Raw genomic sequence first — 21,686 nt, 5'->3', positions numbered from 1 at the left:
TCCGCGGCGCAGATTCGCTAGCGCATCCACGTTCAGGTGTAGATGATAACGGTTTTCATCCTCATCAAAGACGCCGCCTTGAACCCCACCCCGCTTTCCGCCCGCAGCGAAGCCGCTGCCCTGTTCGTCTTCAATATGCTGTGCCTGACCGCCATGATGGCGTTCGTACCTGTGATCGGCCCGGTCGTGCGCGGCCTGGGGCTGGCGGAATGGCACGGGGGCCTGGTCGTGACGGTGGCCGGCCTGCTGTGGATGCTGATGGCGCGTTACTGGGGCCGCCGCAGCGACCGCGTGGGGCGCCGGACCACGCTGCTGCGCGCCGCTGCGGGCTACATCGTCAGCTACCTGCTGTTGGCGTGGGCCCTGGACCGGATGCTGGCCGAACCGCCCTCGCAATGGGTCGCACTGGCGGCGTTGCTGGTCTTGCGCGGCCTGATCGGCGCGTTCTACGCAGCCATGCCCGCCGTCAGCGCCGCGCGAATCGCCGACATCACCGCGCCTGAGCAGCGCGGCGCCATGATGGCCAAACTGGGCGCCGCCAACGGCGTCGGCATGGTCCTGGGCCCTGCCATCGGCGGGCTGCTGGTCAAGGACAGCCTTATCGTTCCGTTGTACCTGGCCGCCGTCCTGCCGGTGCTGGGCACGGCATGGTTGATGCTGCGCCTGCCATCCGACGCGTCGCACGCGCCCCGGGGCACGCCCTCGCTGAAACTGTCCGACCGGCGCCTGCGGCTGCCGCTTGCCGCCATGCTGCTGGCCATGAGCGGCGTGATCACCGCGCAGATGATCGTGGGCTTCTACGCCATGGACGCCCTGCACCTGGAAGCCGGCCCCGCCGCGCGCGTCGCAGGCATCGCCATGGCCACGGTGGGCATCGTGCTGATCCTGGTGCAGCTTGCCCTGGCTCGCGCCCGGAAAATGAACGCGGCACGTTGCCTGGCCGCGGGCGCCGTGCTGGCCAGCACGGGCTTTTTCTTGATCGCGGTGCTGCCGGGCACGGCCGGCTTCCTGCTCAGCTATGCGCTGATGGCCGCAGGCATGGGGCTGGTGTTCCCGTCGATCCAGACCTTGGCCGCCAATGCGGTCAGCCCGGAAGAACAGGGCATCGCGGCCGGCTCGGTCACCGCGGTCCAGGGCATGGCGATGGTGATCGTGCCGCTGGGGTGCACGCTGCTGTACGGGCTACGCCCTTGGGTGCCCTACGTGGTGGCCGCCAGCCTGTTGCTGCTGCTGGCGGTGGCGGCCCTCGGCCAGATGCGGCGGATGGCTGCCACCGGCCAGGCGTAATACCCCGCCAAGGTTGATTTCATCCAAATTTGCTTGATAACGTACAAGCTCCGGGTCGCCATGCCGGCTACGCTGCAGGATGGCTGGCGCCAGGGCCCGGCCATCCCCGCGGTTCCCCTCCCCCTGCCTCTTCCCGGAGTCACTGACCATGAGCACCATCACTACCCCCGACGGCGTGCAGATCTATTTCAAGGACTGGGGCCCCAAGACGGCCCAGCCCATCATGTTCCACCACGGCTGGCCCTTGTCCAGCGACGACTGGGACGCCCAGATGCTCTACTTCGTCGCCAAGGGCTTTCGCGTCATTGCGCATGACCGCCGCGGCCACGGCCGTTCCAGCCAGGTCAGCGATGGCCACGACATGGACCACTACGCCGCCGATGCGTCCGCGGTGGCCGAGCACCTGGATCTGCGCAACGCCGTCCACATCGGCCATTCGACCGGTGGCGGAGAGGTGGCGCGCTATGTCGCCAAGTTCGGCCAGCCGCAGGGCCGGGTCGCCCGGGCCATCCTGGTGAGCGCCGTGCCGCCCTTGATGGTCAAGACCGATGCCAACCCGGGCGGCACGCCGATCGAGGTATTCGACGGTTTCCGCGCGGCGCTGGCTGCGAACCGCGCCCAGTTTTTCACAGACGTGGCGTCCGGCCCCTTTTACGGGTTCAACCGCCCGGGCGCGCAAGTGTCGCAAGGCGTCATCAATAACTGGTGGCGGCAAGGCATGATCGGCTCGGCCAAGGCGCATTACGAGGGCATCAAGGCCTTTTCGGAAACCGACCAGACCGAAGACCTGAAGGCCATTACCGTCCCCACCCTGGTCATGCACGGCGACGACGACCAGATCGTGCCCATCGACGACTCTTCCCGGCTGTCGGTCAAACTGCTGAAAAACGGCACGCTGAAGGTGTATGCGGGCTTTCCGCACGGCATGCTGACCACGCATGGCGAGGTCATCAATCCCGACCTGCTGGCCTTCATCAAGGGCTGATCTGCCAATGGCCTATATACTTGGCTGTTGCCGACAGCAGATTGGGCGCCCACCGCGCGACAACCTGCGTCGCAACGACGCTTGAACCCGCCCGCGTGGGCGCTCCCCGGAACAGGGTGCGTATCCGCCGTCCACCGTGACGGCGGCGCCCCCCTTCAGACCGGCTTCAATCGATACGCTTCGTTGCGGCGCTGCTTGACCTTCTTTTCCCGATAGCGCTGTCACTACCTCCATCGCCCCACCCGTGCAAGCCTGAAAAGTCTCTGCCGAGGGGGCCATACGTCTAAGAAGAATCGACATGAACGCCTTGCCGCAAGACAAACTGATCACCGCCCTGGACCACGCCCGCCTGCTGGGCATGATCACCCGCCCCGGCAGCGCCGCCGGCCTGTCGCGCGATGCGATCGACGCCACGCAGGACATTCTGGATTCCGCGCCCATCATCACCCTTGAAGACGTCACGCCGGACATCGTGACGATGCGCTCGCGCATGCGCCTGCTGAACGCCAACGGCGACGAAATGATCGTTACTCTGTGCTATCCGGCCGACGCGAACCTGGCGCAAGGCCAGGTTTCGGTGTTGTCGCCGCTAGGGCTGAGCCTGATCGGCTCGCGCCAGGGCCAGCGCATCACCTGGACCGCCCCCAACCAGACCGAGCATGCCGCCACGATCGAAGAGATCGTCTATCAGCCCGAAGCGGCGGGCGACACCACGGCGTAACGCCAACCCGGAGTCTTCCATGAAGCTGCTTCTGATCGGATCGACCGGCCTGGTCGGCCGCCACGTGCTGGACCAGGCCCTGGCCGATCCGCGCGTGACGGATGTGATCTCGATCGCCCGGCGCCCGCTGCCGGCGCACCCCAAGCTGCAGTCTCCCGTGGTCGACTTCGACCGCCTGCCGCACGACGCCGACTGGTGGCGCGCCGACGCCGTGATCTGCACGCTGGGCACAACCATGCGCGCCGCAGGTTCCGAAGCCGCGTTCCGCAAGGTCGACCACGACTATCCGCTGGCCGTGGCCAGGCTGGCCCGCCATCACGGCACTTCCGCCTATGTACTGAACTCGGCCATCGGCGCCGACGTGTCGTCGCGCTTTTTCTACAATCGGGTCAAGGGCGAGTTGGAACGTGACTTGGCCGGCCTGGACTTCGCGTCGCTGACCTTGGTGCAGCCCGGATTGATCGGCGGCCGGCGCGCCGAGTTCCGGCTTGGCGAACGCGCCGCCGTCGGCGCACTGACGCTACTGGGCCCGCTGCTGCCGCGCCGTTGGCGGATCAACCCGGCCCAAGCAATCGCGCAGGCGATGCTCGAGGCGGCCATCAACGCGCCGCCCGGCATGCACGTCATCACGTCCGACCAACTGGCCTGACGCGCCCCGCTCGGCGCGCCCCGCTTAGCGGCCGGCGGCCTTGGCGCTGATGCCGTTGGCCACGCCCATGTCCACCTTGGGCACGTTGCGGATCAGCACGCGCACGTCTTCGCCCGAAATATCGATGCTGCTGCAGACGGCCTGGTTCACCGCGGCAATCAGCGCGGCTTTCTTGGCTTCGTCACGCCCTTCGATCAGCGCCGCGTCCACGCGCACCATGCGCTTGCCGATTTCACCGGCCACGATCACGTTTTCAGCAGGCACTTCCTGCAGCACGATGCGCACGCTGGGCAGCGGCGCGGCGATGCTTTCCACTACGGCGTTGGAAACGGCTTTCAGCAACGCGGCCTTTTGGGCGGCCGAGTGGCCTTGCAGGATCTGGACATTCAAGATTGGCATGACGGCTTCCGATTTTTCGAATAGCAGGAGTCCGGCCGAACTGACCGGCCAGCCATCATATAGCGACTTTGCCCGCGTGCAAGCGATTGCAGGCGGGCAAAGTCCGGGCGCCGGGCGCCCTATCGGGGTGCTGATGCGGTCAGGCCGCTTCGCCCCGGTGCTCGGGAGCGGGCTGGGCTTCCAGCTCGCTTGGGGCGCCTTCCGGCGACGCCGCGGTTTCGGTCAGCGCCGGGGTCACCAGCTCCACGACCTTCTTGCGCGACAACATGCCAAGGAACTCGTCGTCCTCGCCCGTGACGGCAACCGGCTGATCGCTGTGCACCAGTTGCGCCAGCACTTCACCCAGGCCCGCCGTAGCCGGCACAGACGCCAGATCTTCGACAAAGCGCGACACGTCGCGCGCGCCTTGCTGGATGGCTTCCTCGGCCGCTTTGGCCGTCAGCACGCCTGCCAGGCGCTTGCCGTCCAGCACCGGCGCATACTGGTAGTCCATCGCCCGCATGCGATCGAGGGCGTGCGCGGGACGCGAACGCATGGTCAGCGTCAGGCGCGCCGGATTCACGGCGTGCGTGGCGTTAAGCACCTTGGTGCGGTTCACGTCCTGCAGGAACGACTGAACGTAGTCATTGGCCGGGTTCAGCAGGATGTCTTCCGGCGTGCCTTCCTGCACCAGTTCGCCGTCCTTCAGGATGGCGATGCGATTGCCCAGGCGCAGGGCCTCGTCCAGGTCATGCGTGATGAACACGATGGTCTTGTTCAGCTTGGCCTGCAACTGCAGCAGCTGATCCTGCATTTCACGGCGGATCAACGGGTCCAGCGCCGAGAACGCTTCGTCCATCAGCAGGATTTCAGCGTCGGTCGCCAACGCGCGCGCCAAACCCACGCGTTGCTGCATGCCGCCCGACAACTGATGCGGATACTGGTTTTCAAAGCCGGCCAGACCCACTTGCTCCAGCCAGTCGCGGGCGCGCTTCTCGCGCTCCGCCTTGCCCACGCCTTGCACGGTCAGGCCGTACGCGGCGTTGTCCAGCACCGTACGGTGCGGGAACAGGCCAAAGCGCTGGAACACCATGCTCATCTTCTTTTGGCGGAAGACTTCCAGATCGCGCTTGTTCAGGCTCACCACGTCCACGCCGTCGACCAGGATGTGGCCCGCGCTGGGCTCGATCAGGCGGTTGAAGTGGCGGATCAGCGTCGACTTGCCGGAACCCGACAAGCCCATGATGACGTAGATGCTGCCCTCTTCAATCGACAGACTGATGTCGCGCAGGCCCAGCGTGTGGCCGCTTTCGGCCAACAGCTGTTCCTTGCTCATGCCGTTCTGGGCGGCTTGCAGCCATTTCTTCGGATGCGAACCGAAGACCTTGTAGATGTTCTTGACCTCGATCTTGCTCATCGCTGGCCTCCCATGCGCATGCGCTGTCCATACGATTGCGTGATCCGGTCGAACAGCACGGCCAGCACCACGATACCCAAGCCCGCCAGCAGGCCGCGGCCCACTTCCAGACGGTTGATCCCCAGCAACACTTCATAGCCCAGGCCGCGTGCGCCGATCATCGACGCGATCACCACCATCGACAACGCCATCATCGTGGTCTGGTTGATGCCGGCCATGATGTTGGGCAAGGCCAGCGGCAACTGCACGCCGAACAATTGCTGGCGCGGATTGGCGCCGAAGGCGCGCGAGGCTTCCAGCACTTCGCGATCAACCAGGCGGATGCCCAGGTCGGTCAGGCGGATCAGCGGCGGCACGGCGTAGATCACGGTGGCGATGATGGCGGGGATCTTGCCCAGGCCGAACAGCATCACGACCGGAATCAGGTACACGAAGCTGGGCATGGTCTGCATCACGTCCAGCACCGGCAGCATGATGGAGCGCAGCCAGTTCACGCGCGCCATCAGCACGCCCAGCGGAATGCCGATCAGCACCGACAGGCCGGCGGCCATGATCATCAGCGCCAGCGTCTGCATGCCGGCGTCCCACAGGCCCAGCACGCCGATCACGCACAACAGCGCGCCCATCGCCAGGCTCAGGCCGATGCGGCGGCTGACGCCCCAGGCGATGGCCACGGTCACGGCGACCACCGCCCACCAGGGCGAATTGCGCAGCAGTTGCTCCAACCACACCAAGGCGTGCAGGACCGGCTGAGACAGGGTCTCGAGCGTATCCGCGTAATTGGTGACCAGGTGATCGACGAACCCGTCGATCGCCGCCCTTACCTGACGGGCGGGAATAATTTCAGGAAACATTGTTTCGACTCCATTCTGGGGCGCTTACGGCGGCGGTCGCCGCCGGATAGTCCGAAAGACCGGATGCCCAGGCAGCCAAGCGGCCTCTTTGAGGCAACCAGGCGGCTGGACGGACGGCGCCAACGGCTTGCGTCCGGACGCGGGCGTCCGGCAAACAGCCATCCCAGGGGAAAAAGCCCAGGGCAACTTGCCCGCACGGGGCTTTTTCCCTTGAGGCGGCCCGACAAGCCGGAAGACTTTCCTGCTGGCCGGGCCGGCACGCGCCGAAGCGGCGCGAGGCCTGCACCACGATACGTTACAGCGCGCTTTGGACGCGCCCGGCGACGTCGGCGGGGACCCACTTGGTCCAGACGTCGGGCTTGTTCTTCAGGAACCACTTGGCCACGGTGCTGGAATCGTCGCCAGACTCTTCCATGTGGGCCAGCGTTTCATTGATCACCGGCAGCGGCACCGACACCTTGGCCAGGAAGGCGGTCAGCGTGGGCGCTTCTTCGGAGAACTTGGTGTTCACCGCGGTGAAGACGGGATTGTCGGGATAGGCGCTGGGCTCGGGGTTCGCGCACTTGGACGACGTCAGGCACTTGTGCTTTTCGGCGTCAAAGGGCGGCATGTCCAGCTTGACGAGATCCATCGCGCCGACGAGCGGCGTGGGCGACCAGTAGTAGAAGACCACGTTCTGCTTGCGCTTGTACGCCGACATCAGCGCCGCCTTCTGCGCCGCGCCCGTGCCGGGCGAGTACAGCGTGTAGCTGTCGTCCAGCTTCAGCGCATGGAACAGGTTGTTGCTGGTGATCTCGCAGCCCCAACCCGCCGGGCAGCCATAGAAGCGACCCTTGCCGGGCTCTTCGGGGTCCTTGAACTTGTCCTTGAACTTCGGCAGATCGGCCGCGGACTTCAGTTCGGGCAGGCGTTCGGCGGTGTAGCGAGGGATGTACCAGCCTTCGGCGCCCATGTAGAGGTCGCCGATGCGTTTGACGCGGCCGGTCTTTTCGGCGCGATCCCAGGGATCGGCCACGCTGTTCAGCCAGATTTCGGTATTGATATCCAGGTCGCCGCGCTCCAGCGCGGCCAGGGCGGGCAAGGTTTCCGTCGGCAGGGTCTCGGTCTTGCAACCGTAGCCCTTTTCCATGATGAAACGTTCGACGTCAACCAGGACCAGGTTGGATTCCCAGTTCATGGCGCCGAAATTGACCGGACGCTTGATTTCGCATTGCGGTGCGTCGGCGGCTTGGGCCGCGCCGGCAAACGCAAACAGAACGGCCGCGGCGGCCAGGGTCTTGACAGGGGTAAAACGCATTTGGCTTTTGCCTCCATAGGTTCAGGGACACACGCCGGGTCTGGCCCGGAAGTGCCATGGAGCTAAGGGGGTTGTGCGGAAGACGGGCAGAACCGCCAATACAAACCGACACTAGCGACAAGAAAATCCGCAAGCGGTGCGGAATCTTGCTAAGACAGGAGCTTCAAAAACTAGATTTTTGAAAACCCGCAGAAAGTGAACAAACTGAACGAAGAAGGCAGCATCTTAAACGAAATTGCTGCGCCGCCCAACCCTCAGCCTGAACAAAACAGATACATTCCTGGCAAAAAAGCTACGGGATAACCCCCATCGACTAGAGGGGGATTACGAAATTCTCCTAAGAAAACGTGCTTTAAAATCGCAGATACATTCAGTAAACATTTTGTTCTTATTAATACATACTACGTGTTCCAGAAGGGCCGAAAAGCGCGGTTTCGGGCCCCTGAAATCGTGGTTTTCGACCCATTTTCAGCCTATGTTCAGCTAAAAAGTCCACCCGCTCGGCCCGGTACCGCCGCGATCGTCAGCGGCCAGCGTCGTCGCCATACATATAGTCGCGGCGCCACGGATAGGAGAGGTCCGCCGGATGGTCGAGTTCGTCCGGACGGCCGGTCGCTGGGGGCTGGCCCAAGATCTGATGCAGGGCGATCCAACCGTGCTCGAACGCCATGGCGCAGCCAGCCAGGTACAGCCGGTACGCCCGCAGCGACCGCGCGCCCTGCTCGCCACCCAGCACCTGCGCGGCCTCCGGCAAACGGGCCTCCAGCGCATCGCTCCACGCCCACAAGGTGCGTGCGTAGTGCGGCCGCAGGTTCTCCACGTCCACCTCTTCCAGGCCGCCATTGGTCATGGCTTCCATGACGACACTGATGTGGGTCAGTTCGCCGCCGGGGAAAATGTACTTTTCGATGAACTCGCCCATCCCGTTGCCGAGCTCAGGGTTATAGACTCCGGCCGCGGTGATGCCATGGTTCATGATCAGGCCGCCCGGCTTGAGCAGGCGGCGCAGCTTGGCAAAATAGCCTTCAAGCTGCGCTCGGCCCACGTGCTCGAACATGCCCACCGACGCGATCTTGTCGTAAGGCGTGGATTCGTCCAGCTTGCGGTAGTCCAGCAATTCCATGCGGACCCGGCCGGCCAGGCCTTTTTCCTGGATCAGTTTCGTGACGTGCGCGTGCTGGTTGCGCGACAGCGTGATGCCCGTGGCGTCCACGCCGTAGTTTTCGGCGGCCCACAGCAGCAATCCGCCCCACCCCGCCCCCACGTCCAGAAAGCGCTCGCCCGCGTGCAGCCGCAGCTTGCGGCAGATGTGATCAAGCTTGGCTTCCTGCGCCTGGGCCAGCGTCATGTCCGGCGTGCGGTAATAGGCGCAGGAATAAACCCGGCGCGGATCCAGCCACAGGGCGTAGAAGTCGTCGGACAGGTCGTAATGGAATTCGATCTGCTTGGCGTCGCGCTCCACGGAATGCCGCCACACCGACATCACCTTGCGGACCAGCTCCGTCAGCCAGCCGCCGCGCGCGGCATCGACCGGCGACCCCGGCAGCAACGCCGACGCCGCGGCCATCACATCGCGCATATTGCCCTCGATGTCGATGCGGCCTTCCACATAGTCCTGCCCCAGAACGCCCACGGCGCCTTCGGCCAGGTGGGCGAGCGCCGTCTTGTCGTGCGCCACGAAACGGACGCGCGGATCGGGCGGCCCCAGCACGGCGCCGTCAGGCAAAACCAGCTGGACAGGGACGGGCAAGGCCTCAAGCTTGCGTTCCACAACAGATAGCAAAGGATTCACGACTTCTCCTCTGAGTACTTTACGGACGCTCACGACTGTATCGGAAAACAGCTGAAATTTGCGTGTCAGGTTACCCGTGATACAGTCGCTGGCTTGGCGCAAAACCGTGCAATCCAACGCATGCGCGCCCTGTCTCTGCGTTTTACCGCGACCACCATGCCCCCATCACCAGTTTCCCGCAGCAGCCTGCCCGGTTGGCTCATTCTCATGGGCGCGCTGACGGCGATCGGCCCCTTCGCCATCGACATGTACCTGCCCGCGTTCCCGACTATTGCGGCGAACCTGGGCGTGCCGCGCGGCGACGTCGAACGCACGCTGGCGGCCTACCTGATCGGCCTGGCGCTGGCGCAGGTGTTCTACGGCCCGATGGCCGACCGCTTCGGCCGCAAGCCGCCGCTGATGGTGGGGCTGGCGTTGTTCATGGTGGCATCCCTGGGCTGCGCCCTGTCGGGTTCGGTCGAAGCGCTGACGGGCTGGCGCGTCGTGCAGGCCATGGGCGGCGCGGCCGGCATCGTGATTCCCCGCGCGGTCATCCGCGACCATTATGAAACCCATGAGGCGGCGCGCGCGATGTCGCTGCTGATGCTGATCATGGGCCTGGCCCCGATACTAGCTCCGCTTGCCGGCGGCCAATTGCTGGCGATCGCCTCTTGGCGCAGCCTGTTCTGGATCATGCTGGCCGGCGGCGCCATGCTGATGCTGGCGGTGGCGAAGATCATGAAGGAATCGCTGGCGCCGGAACGCGTCGTGCCGCTGCGCTGGAGCACCATCCTGCGCAACTACCGCGACCTGTTCGCGCATCGCGGCTTCATGGCGCACAGCCTGGCGGGCGGATTCGGCCAGGCCGGCATGTTCGCCTACATCATCGGGTCGCCGCGCGTCTTCATCGAACTGTACGGCGTGCCGCCCCAGTATTACGGCCTGCTGTTCGGCACCAACGCGCTGTCGCTCATCATCTGCTCGCAGATCAGCGCCCGCCTGCTGCGCACCTACAAGCCCCGCCAACTGCAGCGCAAGGCCCTGACCTCGCTGGCCATCGCCAGCCTTGCCGCCGTGGCGCTGACGCTGGCCGGCTGGATGACGCTGCCCCTGTTGATGCTGTGCCTGATCGCCTACATGGGCAGCCAGGGCTTCGTGAACCCGAACTCGGCGGCGCTGGCGCTGTCGGACCAGGGCAAGCGGCTGGGCGCGGCGTCCGCGTTATTGGGGACACTGCAACTGTCTTGCGGCGCGCTGGCCGGTTTCGCCGTCAGCGCCTGGCAAACGGACAGCGCCTTGCCCCTGACGACCACGCTGGCCAGCTGCGCCTGCCTGTCCTGGATCTCGGGCCGTGTCGCGCAATCGCACACGAACTGAGCCGGCCGCTTGATTTGCTTGGCTTTTTCGTATTAGAATCTAAGTCTTCACAAGAAGTTTCCCGTGCCGGACTACTATGCTTTGTAGTTCAGCACTCTGACCCCAACCGCGTAGCGTTGAGAAATCCGGTCAAGGAATTCATCAGGAATTTCTAGCAGGATTTCAGCGGGTGGCAGGCAGCGGGTATAAGCACGGGCGGATCCCGATCCCCCTCATCCACTAAGACTGGGTGGCCGGCAAAGGCAGCGCAACAGGCAACACATTGCGCTTCCCACACAGCCCGGCGGCTAAAACCCTGTCTACCCCCCAAGCGATGCGCGAAAAGAACGACATAAAGAGGTGCATCCATGGCACGCGTATGCCAAGTGACCGGCAAAGGCCCGATGGTGGGCAACAATGTTTCGCACGCAAACAACAAGACCAAGCGTCGCTTCCTGCCGAACCTGCAATCGCGCCGGTTCTGGGTTGAAAGCGAAAACCGCTGGGTCCGCCTGCGTGTTTCGGCCAAGGCCATCCGCACGATCGACAAGAACGGCATCGACGCCGTCCTGGCCGACATGCGTGCCCGCGGCGAAATCGCCTAATCGGCCTCCCCTACAATCACCATACTAGGAGCACGACATGGCCAAAGGTATCCGCGAAAAGATCAAACTCGAGTCGACTGCCGGCACGGGTCATTTCTACACGACCACCAAGAACAAGCGCAACATGCCCGAGAAGATGCTGATCAAGAAATTTGATCCGGTCGCTCGCAAGCACGTTGACTACAAGGAAACCAAGCTGAAGTAATTCAGCCGGTTTTCTGGTAAGTCTAAAAGAGCCCTGCCTTGCAGGGCTTTTTTATTGCCGGGCCGCCCCAAGCAGGGGGAAGCGTCTATTGCCGCCTGGCAAAGGCGCGTGTTTCAATTGGCCGCAACCCGCAGCGCCCCGTGCCGCGCGGCGACGCCCGATCCCTCTCTTGCCTGCGATACCCTGCCATGCTTCGTCCCAGCCTTACCCTGCTGCGCCGCGCCGTTGCGCCCGCGCTCCTGGCCCTGGCGCTGACTCCGGTCGCCGTAGCCGTCGCCAAAGACAAGGAACCGCCGATCCGCATCGGCGAGATCAACAGCTACAAGGCCATCCCCGCCTTCCTGGGCCCCTACAAGAAGGGCTGGCAGCTGGCGCTTGAGCAGGTCAACGCCGAAGGCGGCGTGCTGGGCCGGAAACTGGAAGTCATCTCCCGCGACGACAACGGTAACCCCGGTGATTCCGTGCGTGCTGCGCAGGAACTGCTGGCACGCGAAAAGGTCGAACTGCTGTTCGGCGGCTTCCTGTCCAACACCGGGCTGGCCCTGACCGACTTCGCCAAGCAGCAGCAGGTGTTCTTCCTGGCCGCCGAGCCGCTGACCGACAAGATCACCTGGCAGGAAGGCAACCGCTACACCTACCGATTGCGGCCTTCCACCTGGATGCACGTAGCCGCGCTGGCGCCCAAGGCGCTGGCCTTGCGCAAGAAGCGCTGGGCCATCGTGTACCCCAACTACGAGTACGGGCAGTCCGCCGTGGCCACGTTCAAGGCCATGATGAAGTCATTCCAGTCCGACGTGGAATTCGTGGCGGAACAAGCCGTGCCGCTGGGCAAGGTGGATGCCGGCGCCGTGGTGCAGGCCTTGGCCGACGCCAAGCCCGACGCCATCTTCAACGTGCTGTTTGCTGCCGACCTGACCCGATTCGTGCGCGAAGGCAACACGCGTGGCCTGTTCGAAAACCGCGCAGTCGTGTCGGTGCTATCAGGCGAACCGGAATACCTGGAACCGCTGGGCGCCGACACGCCGACGGGCTGGATCGTTACCGGCTACCCCTGGTACGCCATCGATACCCCCGCCAATAACGCCTTCGTCGACGCCTACAAGAAGCGCTACAACGAAACGCCCAAAGTGGGCTCGGTGGTGGGCTATGCATCGCTGATGTCCATCGCCCAGGGCCTGAAGGCCGCGGGCGAGGTCGACACCGAAAAGCTGGTCGACGCCTTCGCCGGCCTGAAGGTGGACACGCCCTATGGGCAGATCCAATACCGCAAGATCGACCATCAATCGACGATGGGCGTCTACGTGGGCGTGACGGCCGTGGAAGACGGCAAGGGCATCATGAAGGACTTCGCCTACATCGACGGCGCGCGCTTGCAGCCGCCTGACGAACAGGTCCGCAAGATGCGTCCGGCGCACTGATGAGCCTGTCCGGGCTGCTGTCGCAGCTGCTTAACGGCCTGGCGGACGCCAGCGCGTTGTTCCTGGTTGCCGCGGGCCTGTCGCTGATTTTCGGCGTGACCCGCGTGGTGAATTTCGCGCACGGTTCGTTCTACATGCTGGGCATCTACCTGGCCTGGACGTTCACCACGTATTTCGGCGACGGCGCCGGTTACTGGGCCGGCTTGCTGCTGGCCGCGCTGGCTACCGGCCTGATCGGGGCGGCCGCCGAATGGCTGGTGCTAAAGCGCCTGTACCAGGCGCCCGAGCTGTTCCAACTGCTGGCCACGTTCGCCCTGGTGCTCATTATCGGCGACGCCGCGTTGGCGATCTGGGGCCCGGAAGACCTGTTTGCTGCGCGCGCCCCCGGCCTGTCCGGCGCCGTGCAGATCCTGGGCCGGCGCTATCCACAATACGACCTGCTGCTGATCGCCGCCGGCCCGGTGGTACTGGGCCTGCTATGGCTGCTGCTGATGCGCACGCGCTGGGGCCGGTTGCTGCGTGCCGCCGCTGAAAACCGCAGCATGTTGGCCGCGCTGGGCGTGAACCAGGCCTGGCTGTTCACTTCCGCCTTCACGCTGGGGGCGTTCCTGGCCGGCCTGGGCGGCGCATTGGCCGCACCTCGGGTGCCCGCCACCCTGGGCCTGGACCTGGAAATCATCGCCAGCGCCTTCGTGGTGGTGGTGGTGGGCGGCCTGGGGTCGATACCCGGCGCGTTCCTCGCCGCACTTCTCATCTGCTCGGTCAAAGCCGTGTTCGTGTTCCTGGGCCAAGTCCAGATCGGGCCCTGGCTGTTCAACCTGTCCAAGCTGACGCTCTTGGCCGAATTTGCGGTGATGGCCGTGGTGCTGGTGGTGCGGCCCTGGGGCCTGCTGGGCAAGCCGCCGGCGCCCGCCTCGCACGCGGGCGCGCCGGAACGCCCCATCGCCCCCGCGGGGCGTCGCCTGCGCCTGGCCTACGGCTTGCTGCTGGCCTTGCTGGCGCTGGTTCCCGTCGCCGCGCTGTACTGGCCATATCTGGGCATCCTGATGACCGAGATCCTCATCGCCGCGCTGTTTGCGGCCAGCCTGCACTTTCTGACGGGGCTCGCCGGCATGACCTCGTTCGGCCACGCCGCCTGGTTCGGCCTGGGCGCCTATGGCGCCGCGCTGCTGCTGAAACTGGCCGCCGTGCCGATGGAGGCCGCACTGCTGCTGGGTCCTTTCGCCGCCGCCTTCGGCGCGCTGCTGTTCGGCTGGTTCTGCGTGCGGCTGTCCGGCGTGTACCTGGCAATGCTGACACTCGCCGTGGCACAGATCCTCTGGGCACTCGCCTACCAATGGGATGACGTGACGGGCGGCAGCAACGGCCTCATCGGCGTTTGGCCGTCGTCCTGGCTGGCGCAGGGCCCCTGGTTCTATTACCTGACGCTGGCGCTCTCCGCGGCAGGCATCGCCTGGCTGCGCCGCCTGGCGTTTTCACCGCTGGGCTACGCATTGCGCGGCGTGCGCGATTCCTCGATGCGCGCCGAAGCGCTCGGCATGGAGACCCGGCGCGTGCAATGGGCAGGCTTTGTCGCCGCATCCTTCGCGGCCGGGCTGGCCGGATCGCTCTACGCGTTTTCCAAGGGCAGCATCGCGCCCGACGTGCTGGCCGTCAGCCGCTCGGTCGACGGGCTGGTCATGGTGCTCTTGGGCGGCCTGCAGACGCTGGCGGGGCCATTGGTGGGCGCCGCCGCCTACACCTGGCTGCAGGACGTGGCGGCGCGCAGCACCGAGTACTGGCACGCTGTGCTGGGCCTGGCCATTCTGGCGCTGGTGATGGCGTTTCCCGAAGGCCTGGCCGGCGCAGCCGCACGCTTGGGCAGGAGGCGCGCATGACCTCGGTAAATGCCTTGCTCCAGGTCGACGCGCTGCGCAAATCGTTCGGTGGCATCGACGCGCTGGCCGGCGTTTCCTTCACGCTGGAAGCGGGCAGGATGCTGGCGCTGATCGGCCCGAATGGCGCCGGCAAATCCACCTGCTTTAACGTGCTGGGTGGGCAACTGCGCCCCGATTCCGGATCCGTCCGCCTGGACGGCCGCGAACTGGTGGGCCTGTCCGCCGGCAAGATCTGCAGGCTGGGCGTGGGCCGCACCTTCCAGACGGCCGCCACCTTCCGCTCCATGACCGTGTGCGAAAACGTGCAGACGGCCCTGCTGTCGCGCGATCGCTTGCTGTTCAATCCCTGGCGCCGCGCCGCCCGCCATGCCGTCGAGGAAGCCATGGCCTTGCTGTCGCAAGTGCAAATGGCAGACAAGGCCGAGGCCGCCTGCGGCACGCTGGCGTATGGCGACGTCAAACGGGTGGAACTGGCGATGGCGCTGGCGCACCAGCCGCGCTTGCTGCTGATGGACGAACCCACGGCCGGCATGGCCACCAACGAGCGGCATGCGCTGATGCGGCTGACGCGCCAACTGGCCGACACGCAACGCATTGCCGTGCTGTTCACGGAACACAGCCTGGACGTGGTGTTCAAGCACGCAGACCGCATCGCCGTCCTGGTGCGCGGCGCCCTGATGGCCGAAGGCGAACCCGCCGCCATTGCGGCGGACCCTCGCGTGCGCGCCGCCTACCTGGGCACGGAAGCCCCCTGAAACCGGCGCGCCGGCGGGGGCGTCAGTGCTCGCTTTGCGGGTTTTGAGGCTGGCATTCCCAGAAAATCCGGGCCTTGCATCCCGCGCAGATCGCCGGGTCCAGCTTGGCGTAGATGGTGTGCAGCGCCGTGGCCTTGTCCGGGAAAATGTGATCAGCGCCCAGGCGCTCCAGAAAGCCCGTGCGGCGCCACATGTCCAGCACTTCGGGCCGCGGCCGGTGGAAATACAAGTCGCCCCCCATCGCACGCCGCGCAGCCAGTTCGTCTTCCCACACCTGCGCGCCAGCCAGATCGATGAAGTTCATGCTCTTGGCCATCACCAGCAGATGGCGCGGCGCGTCCGGCGCCGCGCGCAACTCGTGCAGGCGCTGGGCCACATGCGCGGCCGCGCCGAAGTAGATCGAACCTTCCATGCGCAGCAGCTTCAACTGCGGACACTCGGGCAACGCGTCCTCCTGATGCTCCAGCACGACGAAGCGGCGGTCCAGCCCGCGGGAATCGAAGCCCATCGTGCGCATCGCCGGCCGCGAGGTGCGGTGCAGATACGCCATCAACGACAACACCGTGCCCAGAAGAATCGCGACTTCCATGCGGATGGTGACCGTGGCGGCCAGCGTGGCGCCGGCAATCGCGCACTCGCCCGGCTGCATCCGGATCAGTTGGCGCCAGCGCGGAATATCCAGCAAGGTCCACGCCACCAGCAGCAACAGGCCCGAAATCGCCGCATTGGGAATCATTGCCAGCAACGGCGCCGACAAGGCCACCAGTACCACCAGCAACACCGCGGAAAACACGGCTGCCAGCGGCGTCTTCGCGCCGGCTTCGTAGTTGGGGATAGACCGGTTCAGCGACCCGCAGGACAGGTAGCAAGAGAAGAAACCGCCCACGATGTTGGACAGCCCCTGCCCCGTGAATTCCCGGTTGGCGTCGATGCGCTGGCCTGAGCGCGTCGCCACCGCCTTGGCGATGGAGATCGATTGCGCCAGCGCCACGATCGTCAGCGCGAAGGCCAGGCTGAGCAGATCAGGCAGCGTGCGCCAATCCACGCTGGGCACATGAAACGGCGGCCAGGGCTGGGCAATGGCGCCCACGACCGATACCGGCACGCCACCCGGCGGCACGGCCCATTTATTGAACGCGGCAGCCGCCAGCGCCCCCGCCACCAGTCCCAGCAGCATGTAGGGCTTGCGCTTGTCCAGCCGGCGCACCAACAACGCCACGCCCAGCGTGACCAGCGTCACCAGCAAGGCGCCTTTGTGCACATCACCAAGATGCGTGCCCACGCTGACCAGCAGCGCCCCTGCCCCATGCGAGGCCGGCGACGGCACGCCCAGCGCGTCCTTCAAGGCGTGCACCGCGATCAGCAGCGCGGCCCCGCTGGTAAAACCGAACAGGGCCGACGGCGAAATGAAATGCGCCAGCGAACCCAGGCGCAGCACGCCCACCAGCCATTGCATGATGCCGACCAGCACCGTCACCGCCAGCGCCAGCTGGATATAGGCCGGACTGCCCGCGGCGGCCAGGGGCGTCAGCACGGCGAACAGCGCCAGCGAATTCGCGTTGGTCGGGCCCGACATCACATGGCGGCTGGACCCGAACAGCGCCGCGACGATACAGGGGACGATGGCGGAATACAGCCCGTATTCGGCGGGCAATCCCGCCAGCATGGCGAACGCCACCCCTTGGGGCAGCACCAGCAGCGCGCCCAGCAAGCCCGCAGACAAGTCGGCGCGCAGGGTCAGCTTGTTGACGTCATTGACCCATGAGCCAAACATGCGGCCCGCCAGATTTCTAGCCCCCTGCGTCATCCTGTCCTATTCCCCTTTTATGGTTTTCTCGTCCGCGCGTGCATCCATGCGGAACAAGGCCGCCTAGCGTAATCGCTCGCCCCGGCGGGCGCAACGCGCCGCTGTCAGCCTCATTTCAGATAGCGGCGTTCCAGTTCGCGCATGCGGGCGTCGCCCTGCAGCGCGATGATTTCTTTCACCGTCGGCAAACCGGCGTCCACCCCATAGATGCCGCCATCCTGGCGGATGCGGGCGAAGACGTCACGCATCGCACCGACGGCCGCGCGGATGGCGTGGTTGCCGTAGATCACCAGCCCCACCTTGCCCAGCGCCTGGATATCCGATTCCCGCAACTGCGGATACGCGGTGGGCACCAGCACCAGCGGCACGCGCCCCGTCCAGGCCTGCGCAAAGCGCACGATCTCGTCGGGCGTGGTTTGCTTGGAATGGATCAGGATGGCATCGGCGCCCGCCGATTCGTAGGCATGCGCACGGGCCAACGCCTCTTCCTGGCCCAGGCCCGCGATCAGGGCCTCGGTGCGGGCGATCACGCAGAAATCCGGATCGCGCCGCGCCGCGCAGGCCGCTTCGACCTTGCCCTGGAATTCCTCCACGCGCACCAGTTCCTGCCGGCCGTCCGCGCGCAGGCTGGTGTCTTTGGGAAAGGTCTTGTCTTCCATCACCACCGCCGACACGCCGGCCGCTTCGTATTGCGGCAGCATGTACGACACGTTGACGGCGTTGCCGAATCCCGTGTCGATGTCCGCGATGACCGGCACCTCGACCGTGGCCGCAATGGCCCGCATCATGTCCAGATGCTGCGACGCGGAAAGAATGCTGGCGTCGGGTACCGCATAGCTTGCCGAGAGTTCAAAACCGCTGCCCCAGATCGCATCGAACCCCGCGTCCGCCGCCAGACGGGCCGACATCGGGTTATGCGCCGACATGGCGTGCATCAAAAGGGGACCCTGCAATTTCTGGCGGAATGCGCGGTGGCGGCTCATGGCGTGAATGCGTAGATTCCAGCGCCCGATGCGCCGGCTAGAGGCATCGTAGCGCCATTTGCCGCCGCCTTGGCGTGGCGGGTCAGCTCGCGCCGCCGCCGCGCCGCGCCTTCATGGCCTGCCCGATATCGGCCAGCGCATCGTCGGAAATCAAACGCGCCGCCATCGGCAGCAGCTCGTCCTCTTCACGCTGGATATGCGCGGCATAGGCCTCGGTGAACGCTTGCACCTGCGCCGCCGGCAAGGCGACAGGCCGCCCGGCTGCGATCTCGGACAACACCTCGCGCAGCGGCGTCCACAGGTCCGCCAAGCGCCGATGTTCGGCCACCAGTCCCTGCACCAGCGCGTGCAGGCAGCCCGCATCGGACCCCGCCATGGACTCGATCAAGGCCGGAAAAAGATCCGCTTCCTCGTCTTCGTGATGGTGCGCTGCGGCGGTATCGAAATAGCGCGCCACGCTGGCGGCGGCCGTCTGCGCAGCCGCGTCGCTACCCTGCGCGGACAGATGCGCCGCCAGGCGCGTCAAGGTGGCGCATTGGCGCGCAATCCGCCCATGGCAGGCGGACAGCAGCGCCAGCGGATCATCCGGCCCCGGCGCCGCCGCCGGACCTCCAGGAAAGCTCACTGCCATCGCACACCTCCTTGTCATTACCCGCCGCGCATGCCCGGATCAACTCGAATGGCCGCGCCACCACAACCGGACGGAGTCCCACGCGCGTCCCGCGAACCCCGCCTCCGCCACCGGCTCCAGCGCCACCACCGGGAACTGCATGGACGGCTTGCCGTCCACCAGCACCCGCAACGCGCCCACGGTGTCCTGGGCCGCAATCGGCGCCACCAGCGGCTCCTGCGGCGTCCACACGGGCTCCACCTTGGCGCCTGCAGGCACGGTCACATAGGCGTCCCGCGAAAACCCGGCCTTCAGGCTGTCGCTTTCGCCCTTCCAGACTTCAGGCGTGGCCACGGCCTGGCCGCGCGCATACAGCTTGATGGTATTGAATCCCTGAAACCCCCACTCCAGCAACTCGCGGCTTTCCTGGGTGCGCAATTTGTCGGACGCCGTGCCCACCACCACTGTGATCAGGCGGCGTTGGTCGGCGCCATTGGGCCGGCGCGCCGTCGCCACGATGCAGTAGCCGGCGGATTCCGTATGGCCCGTCTTCAAGCCGTCCACGCTGGGGTCCAGCCACAGCAGCCGATTGCGGTTCGGTTGGGTGATCTTGTTGAACGTGAATTGCTTGGCGGAATCGTAGGTCTTGTAAAGCTGGGGGTAGTCGCGGATGAAGCGCGTGGCCAGGATGGACAGGTCGCTGGCCGTGGAATAGGTGCCCGGATCCGGCAGGCCATGGGGGCTGGCGAAATGCGTCGCGTGCAATCCCAGCCTGGCGGCGGTGTCGTTCATCCGCGCCACAAAGGCCTCGACGCTGCCCGACACCGCCTCGGCCAGCGCAATGGCCGCGTCATTGCCCGATTGGATCATCAGGCCTCGCAGCAACTCGTCCACCGACACCTTGGAGCCCGGCTCCAGGAACATCTTGGAGCTGCCCGCCGGCACTTTCCAGGCACGCGTCGAAATCACGACCAGTTGGCCGGGCGTGACTTCCTTCTTATTCAGCGCCTCGAACACGACGTAGGCGGTCATGATCTTGGTCAGCGACGCCGGTTCGATCCGCGTGGTGGCCGCGTGCGACGCGATCACCTGACCGCTCGTCTCGTCCAGCAGCAGCCAGGCTTTGGCCGAGAGCACCGGCTGCGGCATCGATTGCGCCATCGCGCCGGACACGCACGCCGCGGCAACGAGCAGGCCCGCTGCAAACTTTTTCATCAACAACATATAAGAGCTTCGATCCATGCTTGGGTTGTTCCCGCGCGGGAACGATCGCCAATCGGCTTGGCCAGCAAGCCGGCGTTCAACAATATCCCCGCGCGCCGCACGCAATTGGAACACGCGCCGCGCCAATGGTTCAGTGCTGCGATGTTCCGCAAAAATAGGCCTCGAATGTCACGACCTATTGCAGAAGCCCTTGCAGGAAGCACTTTCTGCGTCGAAAACAACAAACAGTGGCTTAAAACCCGTTAGAAAGCCGCAAGAACTTCAAGTCTTCCGCTATCATCGGGCGCGTAGCGTTCAAAGCCGATATCCGGCCCGCGCTGCTCCATGTCCTCAACTACGGATTTTGACCATGGCCACGAAAGCAAAAGCTCCTGCCAAGAAAGTCACCAAGCCCGCCGTCAAGGCGCCCGCAAAGAAGGCAACCGCCGCCAAACCCGCTGTGAAGCCCGCAGCAAAGAAGGCCGTCGCCGCCAAGAAGGTCGCTGCTGCACCCAAGGCCATCAAGGCTGCCCTGAACAAGACCCAACTGGTTGCTTACATCGTTGAGCAATCCGGCGTTGAAGCCAAGGCCGTCAAGGCCGTCCTGGCCAGCCTGGAAACCTCGGTGCTGGGTTCCGTGGACAAGAAGGGCGCTGGCGAATTCACGCTGCCCGGCCTGTTCAAGGTTGCCGTGCAGAAGGTTCCGGCCAAGGCCAAGCGCTTCGGCAAGGATCCGTTCACTGGCGTCGAGCGCTGGTTCCCCGCCAAGCCGGCTTCGGTCAAGGTGAAGGTTCGCCCGCTCAAGAAGCTGAAGGACGCCGCGCAGTAATTCGCGCGAGTATCCGGTCAAGCCGGAAGGGCCCGCCTCGAAAGAGGCGGGCCCTTCTTTTTTGCCCCGCGCTTTGCGCGGCGTCCGGTCCTGCTGTTAGAATTTATCTCAACGTAAAGAAACTTCATATCAAAGTAAATTCGGATTTCGCATGAATGACCTCGTCGATCAGGTGATCTCGCAATGGACTGCGGAATGTCCCAACCAGGACTTCGCGGCCATGACGGTCGTCACCCGGGTGTTCCGCTTGAACGCCTTTGCCACCCGCAACGTGAACCGCAGCTTTCGCCGCTATAACCTGCACCAGGGCGAATTCGACGTCCTGGCCACGCTGTACCGCACCGGCGCTCCCCACGCCATGAATCCGCAGAAGCTGGTAGACGCCCTGCTGCTGACTTCCGGCGCGATGACCAACCGCCTGGACCGCCTGGAGCAGGCCGGACTGCTGGTCCGCAATCCCAACCCCGACGACCGTCGCGGCATCATCGTGTCACTGACCGCGGAAGGGCTGCGCGTGATCAAGCTGGTGTTGAAGGACTATCTGAAAGACCTGAACGAACTGCTGGACCCGCTGTCCGCGGCCGAGCGCAAGCAAATGGCCGGGTTGCTGAAAAAGCTGCTGATCAAGCACGACCAGGAAACCCCCGGCGGCATCGGCGCCTGAGCCCGGCCTGCCTCA

At 65.2% G+C, this 21,686-nt stretch carries 21 protein-coding genes; 12 read left to right on the top strand and 9 right to left on the bottom strand.

Annotated elements, in window-relative coordinates; all coding sequences use genetic code 11:
- Positions 1–42: 42 nt before the first annotated feature.
- The 4 genes from AC27VE_RS07930 to AC27VE_RS07915 all read left to right on the top strand — a co-directional run bounded on the left by AC27VE_RS07930 (position 43) and on the right by AC27VE_RS07915 (position 3,642).
- A complete protein-coding gene (locus tag AC27VE_RS07930) occupies positions 43–1,287 on the top strand; it encodes an MFS transporter (protein WP_488703505.1) in 1,245 nt (414 codons plus the stop codon).
- 148 nt (positions 1,288–1,435) lie between these two features.
- Positions 1,436–2,272 carry an alpha/beta fold hydrolase gene (locus tag AC27VE_RS07925; protein WP_088590857.1) on the top strand — a complete coding sequence of 279 codons (837 nt, stop codon included), beginning with the start codon at positions 1,436–1,438 and terminating at the stop codon, positions 2,270–2,272.
- A 298-nt stretch (positions 2,273–2,570) separates the two neighbouring features.
- Positions 2,571–2,993, top strand: a complete 423-nt coding sequence (locus AC27VE_RS07920; RefSeq protein ID WP_088590856.1) for a GreA/GreB family elongation factor — start codon at positions 2,571–2,573, stop codon at positions 2,991–2,993.
- A gap of 19 nt (positions 2,994–3,012) precedes the next feature.
- Positions 3,013–3,642 (top strand): Rossmann-fold NAD(P)-binding domain-containing protein, encoded by a 630-nt coding sequence (locus tag AC27VE_RS07915; RefSeq protein WP_488703504.1) that lies wholly within the window; start codon positions 3,013–3,015, stop codon positions 3,640–3,642.
- Positions 3,643–3,666: 24 nt separating this feature from the next.
- Here the strand turns inward: AC27VE_RS07915 and AC27VE_RS07910 are convergent, their stop codons facing one another.
- The 5 genes from AC27VE_RS07910 to AC27VE_RS07890 form a co-directional block, all read right to left on the bottom strand.
- Complete coding sequence (locus tag AC27VE_RS07910) at positions 3,667–4,041, bottom strand: tautomerase family protein (protein WP_488703503.1); 375 nt, start codon at positions 4,039–4,041, stop codon at positions 3,667–3,669.
- A gap of 139 nt (positions 4,042–4,180) precedes the next feature.
- Complete coding sequence (locus tag AC27VE_RS07905; protein WP_488703502.1) at positions 4,181–5,437, bottom strand: quaternary amine ABC transporter ATP-binding protein; 1,257 nt, start codon at positions 5,435–5,437, stop codon at positions 4,181–4,183.
- A complete protein-coding gene (locus tag AC27VE_RS07900; protein WP_006223502.1) occupies positions 5,434–6,291 on the bottom strand; it encodes an ABC transporter permease in 858 nt (285 codons plus the stop codon). The genes AC27VE_RS07905 and AC27VE_RS07900 overlap by 4 nt, the downstream gene beginning before the upstream one ends.
- 295 nt (positions 6,292–6,586) lie before the next feature.
- Complete coding sequence (locus AC27VE_RS07895) at positions 6,587–7,588, bottom strand: ABC transporter substrate-binding protein (RefSeq protein WP_006223503.1); 1,002 nt, start codon at positions 7,586–7,588, stop codon at positions 6,587–6,589.
- A gap of 523 nt (positions 7,589–8,111) precedes the next feature.
- A complete protein-coding gene (locus AC27VE_RS07890; protein ID WP_085946891.1) occupies positions 8,112–9,380 on the bottom strand; it encodes a class I SAM-dependent methyltransferase in 1,269 nt (422 codons plus the stop codon).
- Between the two features lie 207 nt (positions 9,381–9,587).
- On the opposite strand from AC27VE_RS07890, the gene AC27VE_RS07885 reads away from it, so the two are divergent.
- The 6 genes from AC27VE_RS07885 to AC27VE_RS07860 all read left to right on the top strand — a co-directional run bounded on the left by AC27VE_RS07885 (position 9,588) and on the right by AC27VE_RS07860 (position 15,575).
- On the top strand, positions 9,588–10,736 hold the full coding sequence (locus tag AC27VE_RS07885; RefSeq protein WP_088590852.1) for a Bcr/CflA family multidrug efflux MFS transporter: 1,149 nt from the start codon (positions 9,588–9,590) through the stop codon (positions 10,734–10,736).
- Positions 10,737–11,083: 347 nt separating this feature from the next.
- Positions 11,084–11,320: a 50S ribosomal protein L28 gene (rpmB, locus tag AC27VE_RS07880; RefSeq protein WP_006223506.1), complete on the top strand. Its 237-nt coding sequence runs from the start codon at positions 11,084–11,086 to the stop codon at positions 11,318–11,320.
- Between the two features lie 37 nt (positions 11,321–11,357).
- The gene (rpmG, locus tag AC27VE_RS07875) at positions 11,358–11,525 is read left to right on the top strand and encodes a 50S ribosomal protein L33 (RefSeq protein WP_003810296.1); all 168 of its coding nucleotides are present in this window, start codon (positions 11,358–11,360) and stop codon (positions 11,523–11,525) included.
- Positions 11,526–11,713: 188 nt separating this feature from the next.
- A complete protein-coding gene (locus AC27VE_RS07870) occupies positions 11,714–12,943 on the top strand; it encodes an ABC transporter substrate-binding protein (protein WP_006223507.1) in 1,230 nt (409 codons plus the stop codon).
- Positions 12,943–14,820 (top strand): ABC transporter permease, encoded by a 1,878-nt coding sequence (locus AC27VE_RS07865; RefSeq protein WP_427958444.1) that lies wholly within the window; start codon positions 12,943–12,945, stop codon positions 14,818–14,820. Before AC27VE_RS07870 ends, AC27VE_RS07865 begins: the two co-directional genes overlap by 1 nt.
- Entirely contained in the window at positions 14,817–15,575 is a 759-nt protein-coding gene (locus AC27VE_RS07860; protein ID WP_427958445.1) for an ABC transporter ATP-binding protein, read from the top strand. The genes AC27VE_RS07865 and AC27VE_RS07860 overlap by 4 nt, the downstream gene beginning before the upstream one ends.
- Before the next feature lie 22 nt (positions 15,576–15,597).
- Here the strand turns inward: AC27VE_RS07860 and AC27VE_RS07855 are convergent, their stop codons facing one another.
- From AC27VE_RS07855 to AC27VE_RS07840, 4 genes are all read right to left on the bottom strand, one after another.
- The gene (locus AC27VE_RS07855; protein ID WP_427958446.1) at positions 15,598–17,349 is read right to left on the bottom strand and encodes a SulP family inorganic anion transporter; all 1,752 of its coding nucleotides are present in this window, start codon (positions 17,347–17,349) and stop codon (positions 15,598–15,600) included.
- Positions 17,350–17,492: 143 nt separating this feature from the next.
- The gene (locus tag AC27VE_RS07850; RefSeq protein ID WP_488703501.1) at positions 17,493–18,365 is read right to left on the bottom strand and encodes a phosphonopyruvate hydrolase; all 873 of its coding nucleotides are present in this window, start codon (positions 18,363–18,365) and stop codon (positions 17,493–17,495) included.
- Positions 18,366–18,447: 82 nt separating this feature from the next.
- On the bottom strand, positions 18,448–18,996 hold the full coding sequence (locus AC27VE_RS07845) for a hemerythrin domain-containing protein (RefSeq protein WP_488703500.1): 549 nt from the start codon (positions 18,994–18,996) through the stop codon (positions 18,448–18,450).
- A gap of 39 nt (positions 18,997–19,035) precedes the next feature.
- Positions 19,036–20,190: a D-alanyl-D-alanine carboxypeptidase family protein gene (locus AC27VE_RS07840; RefSeq protein ID WP_427958449.1), complete on the bottom strand. Its 1,155-nt coding sequence runs from the start codon at positions 20,188–20,190 to the stop codon at positions 19,036–19,038.
- A 358-nt stretch (positions 20,191–20,548) separates the two neighbouring features.
- Between AC27VE_RS07840 and AC27VE_RS07835 the strand changes: the two genes are divergently transcribed.
- Both AC27VE_RS07835 and AC27VE_RS07830 read left to right on the top strand, forming a co-directional pair.
- Positions 20,549–21,007 carry an HU family DNA-binding protein gene (locus tag AC27VE_RS07835; protein ID WP_006223514.1) on the top strand — a complete coding sequence of 153 codons (459 nt, stop codon included), beginning with the start codon at positions 20,549–20,551 and terminating at the stop codon, positions 21,005–21,007.
- Positions 21,008–21,158: 151 nt separating this feature from the next.
- Positions 21,159–21,671 (top strand): MarR family winged helix-turn-helix transcriptional regulator, encoded by a 513-nt coding sequence (locus tag AC27VE_RS07830; RefSeq protein ID WP_088590847.1) that lies wholly within the window; start codon positions 21,159–21,161, stop codon positions 21,669–21,671.
- Positions 21,672–21,686 lie beyond the last annotated feature (15 nt).

The sequence above is a fragment of the Achromobacter sp. 18P8.1.1 genome, from assembly GCF_057799415.1.
The sequence above is the reverse complement of the archived record's forward strand: the minus strand, read 5'-3'. Positions and strand labels throughout refer to the sequence as shown.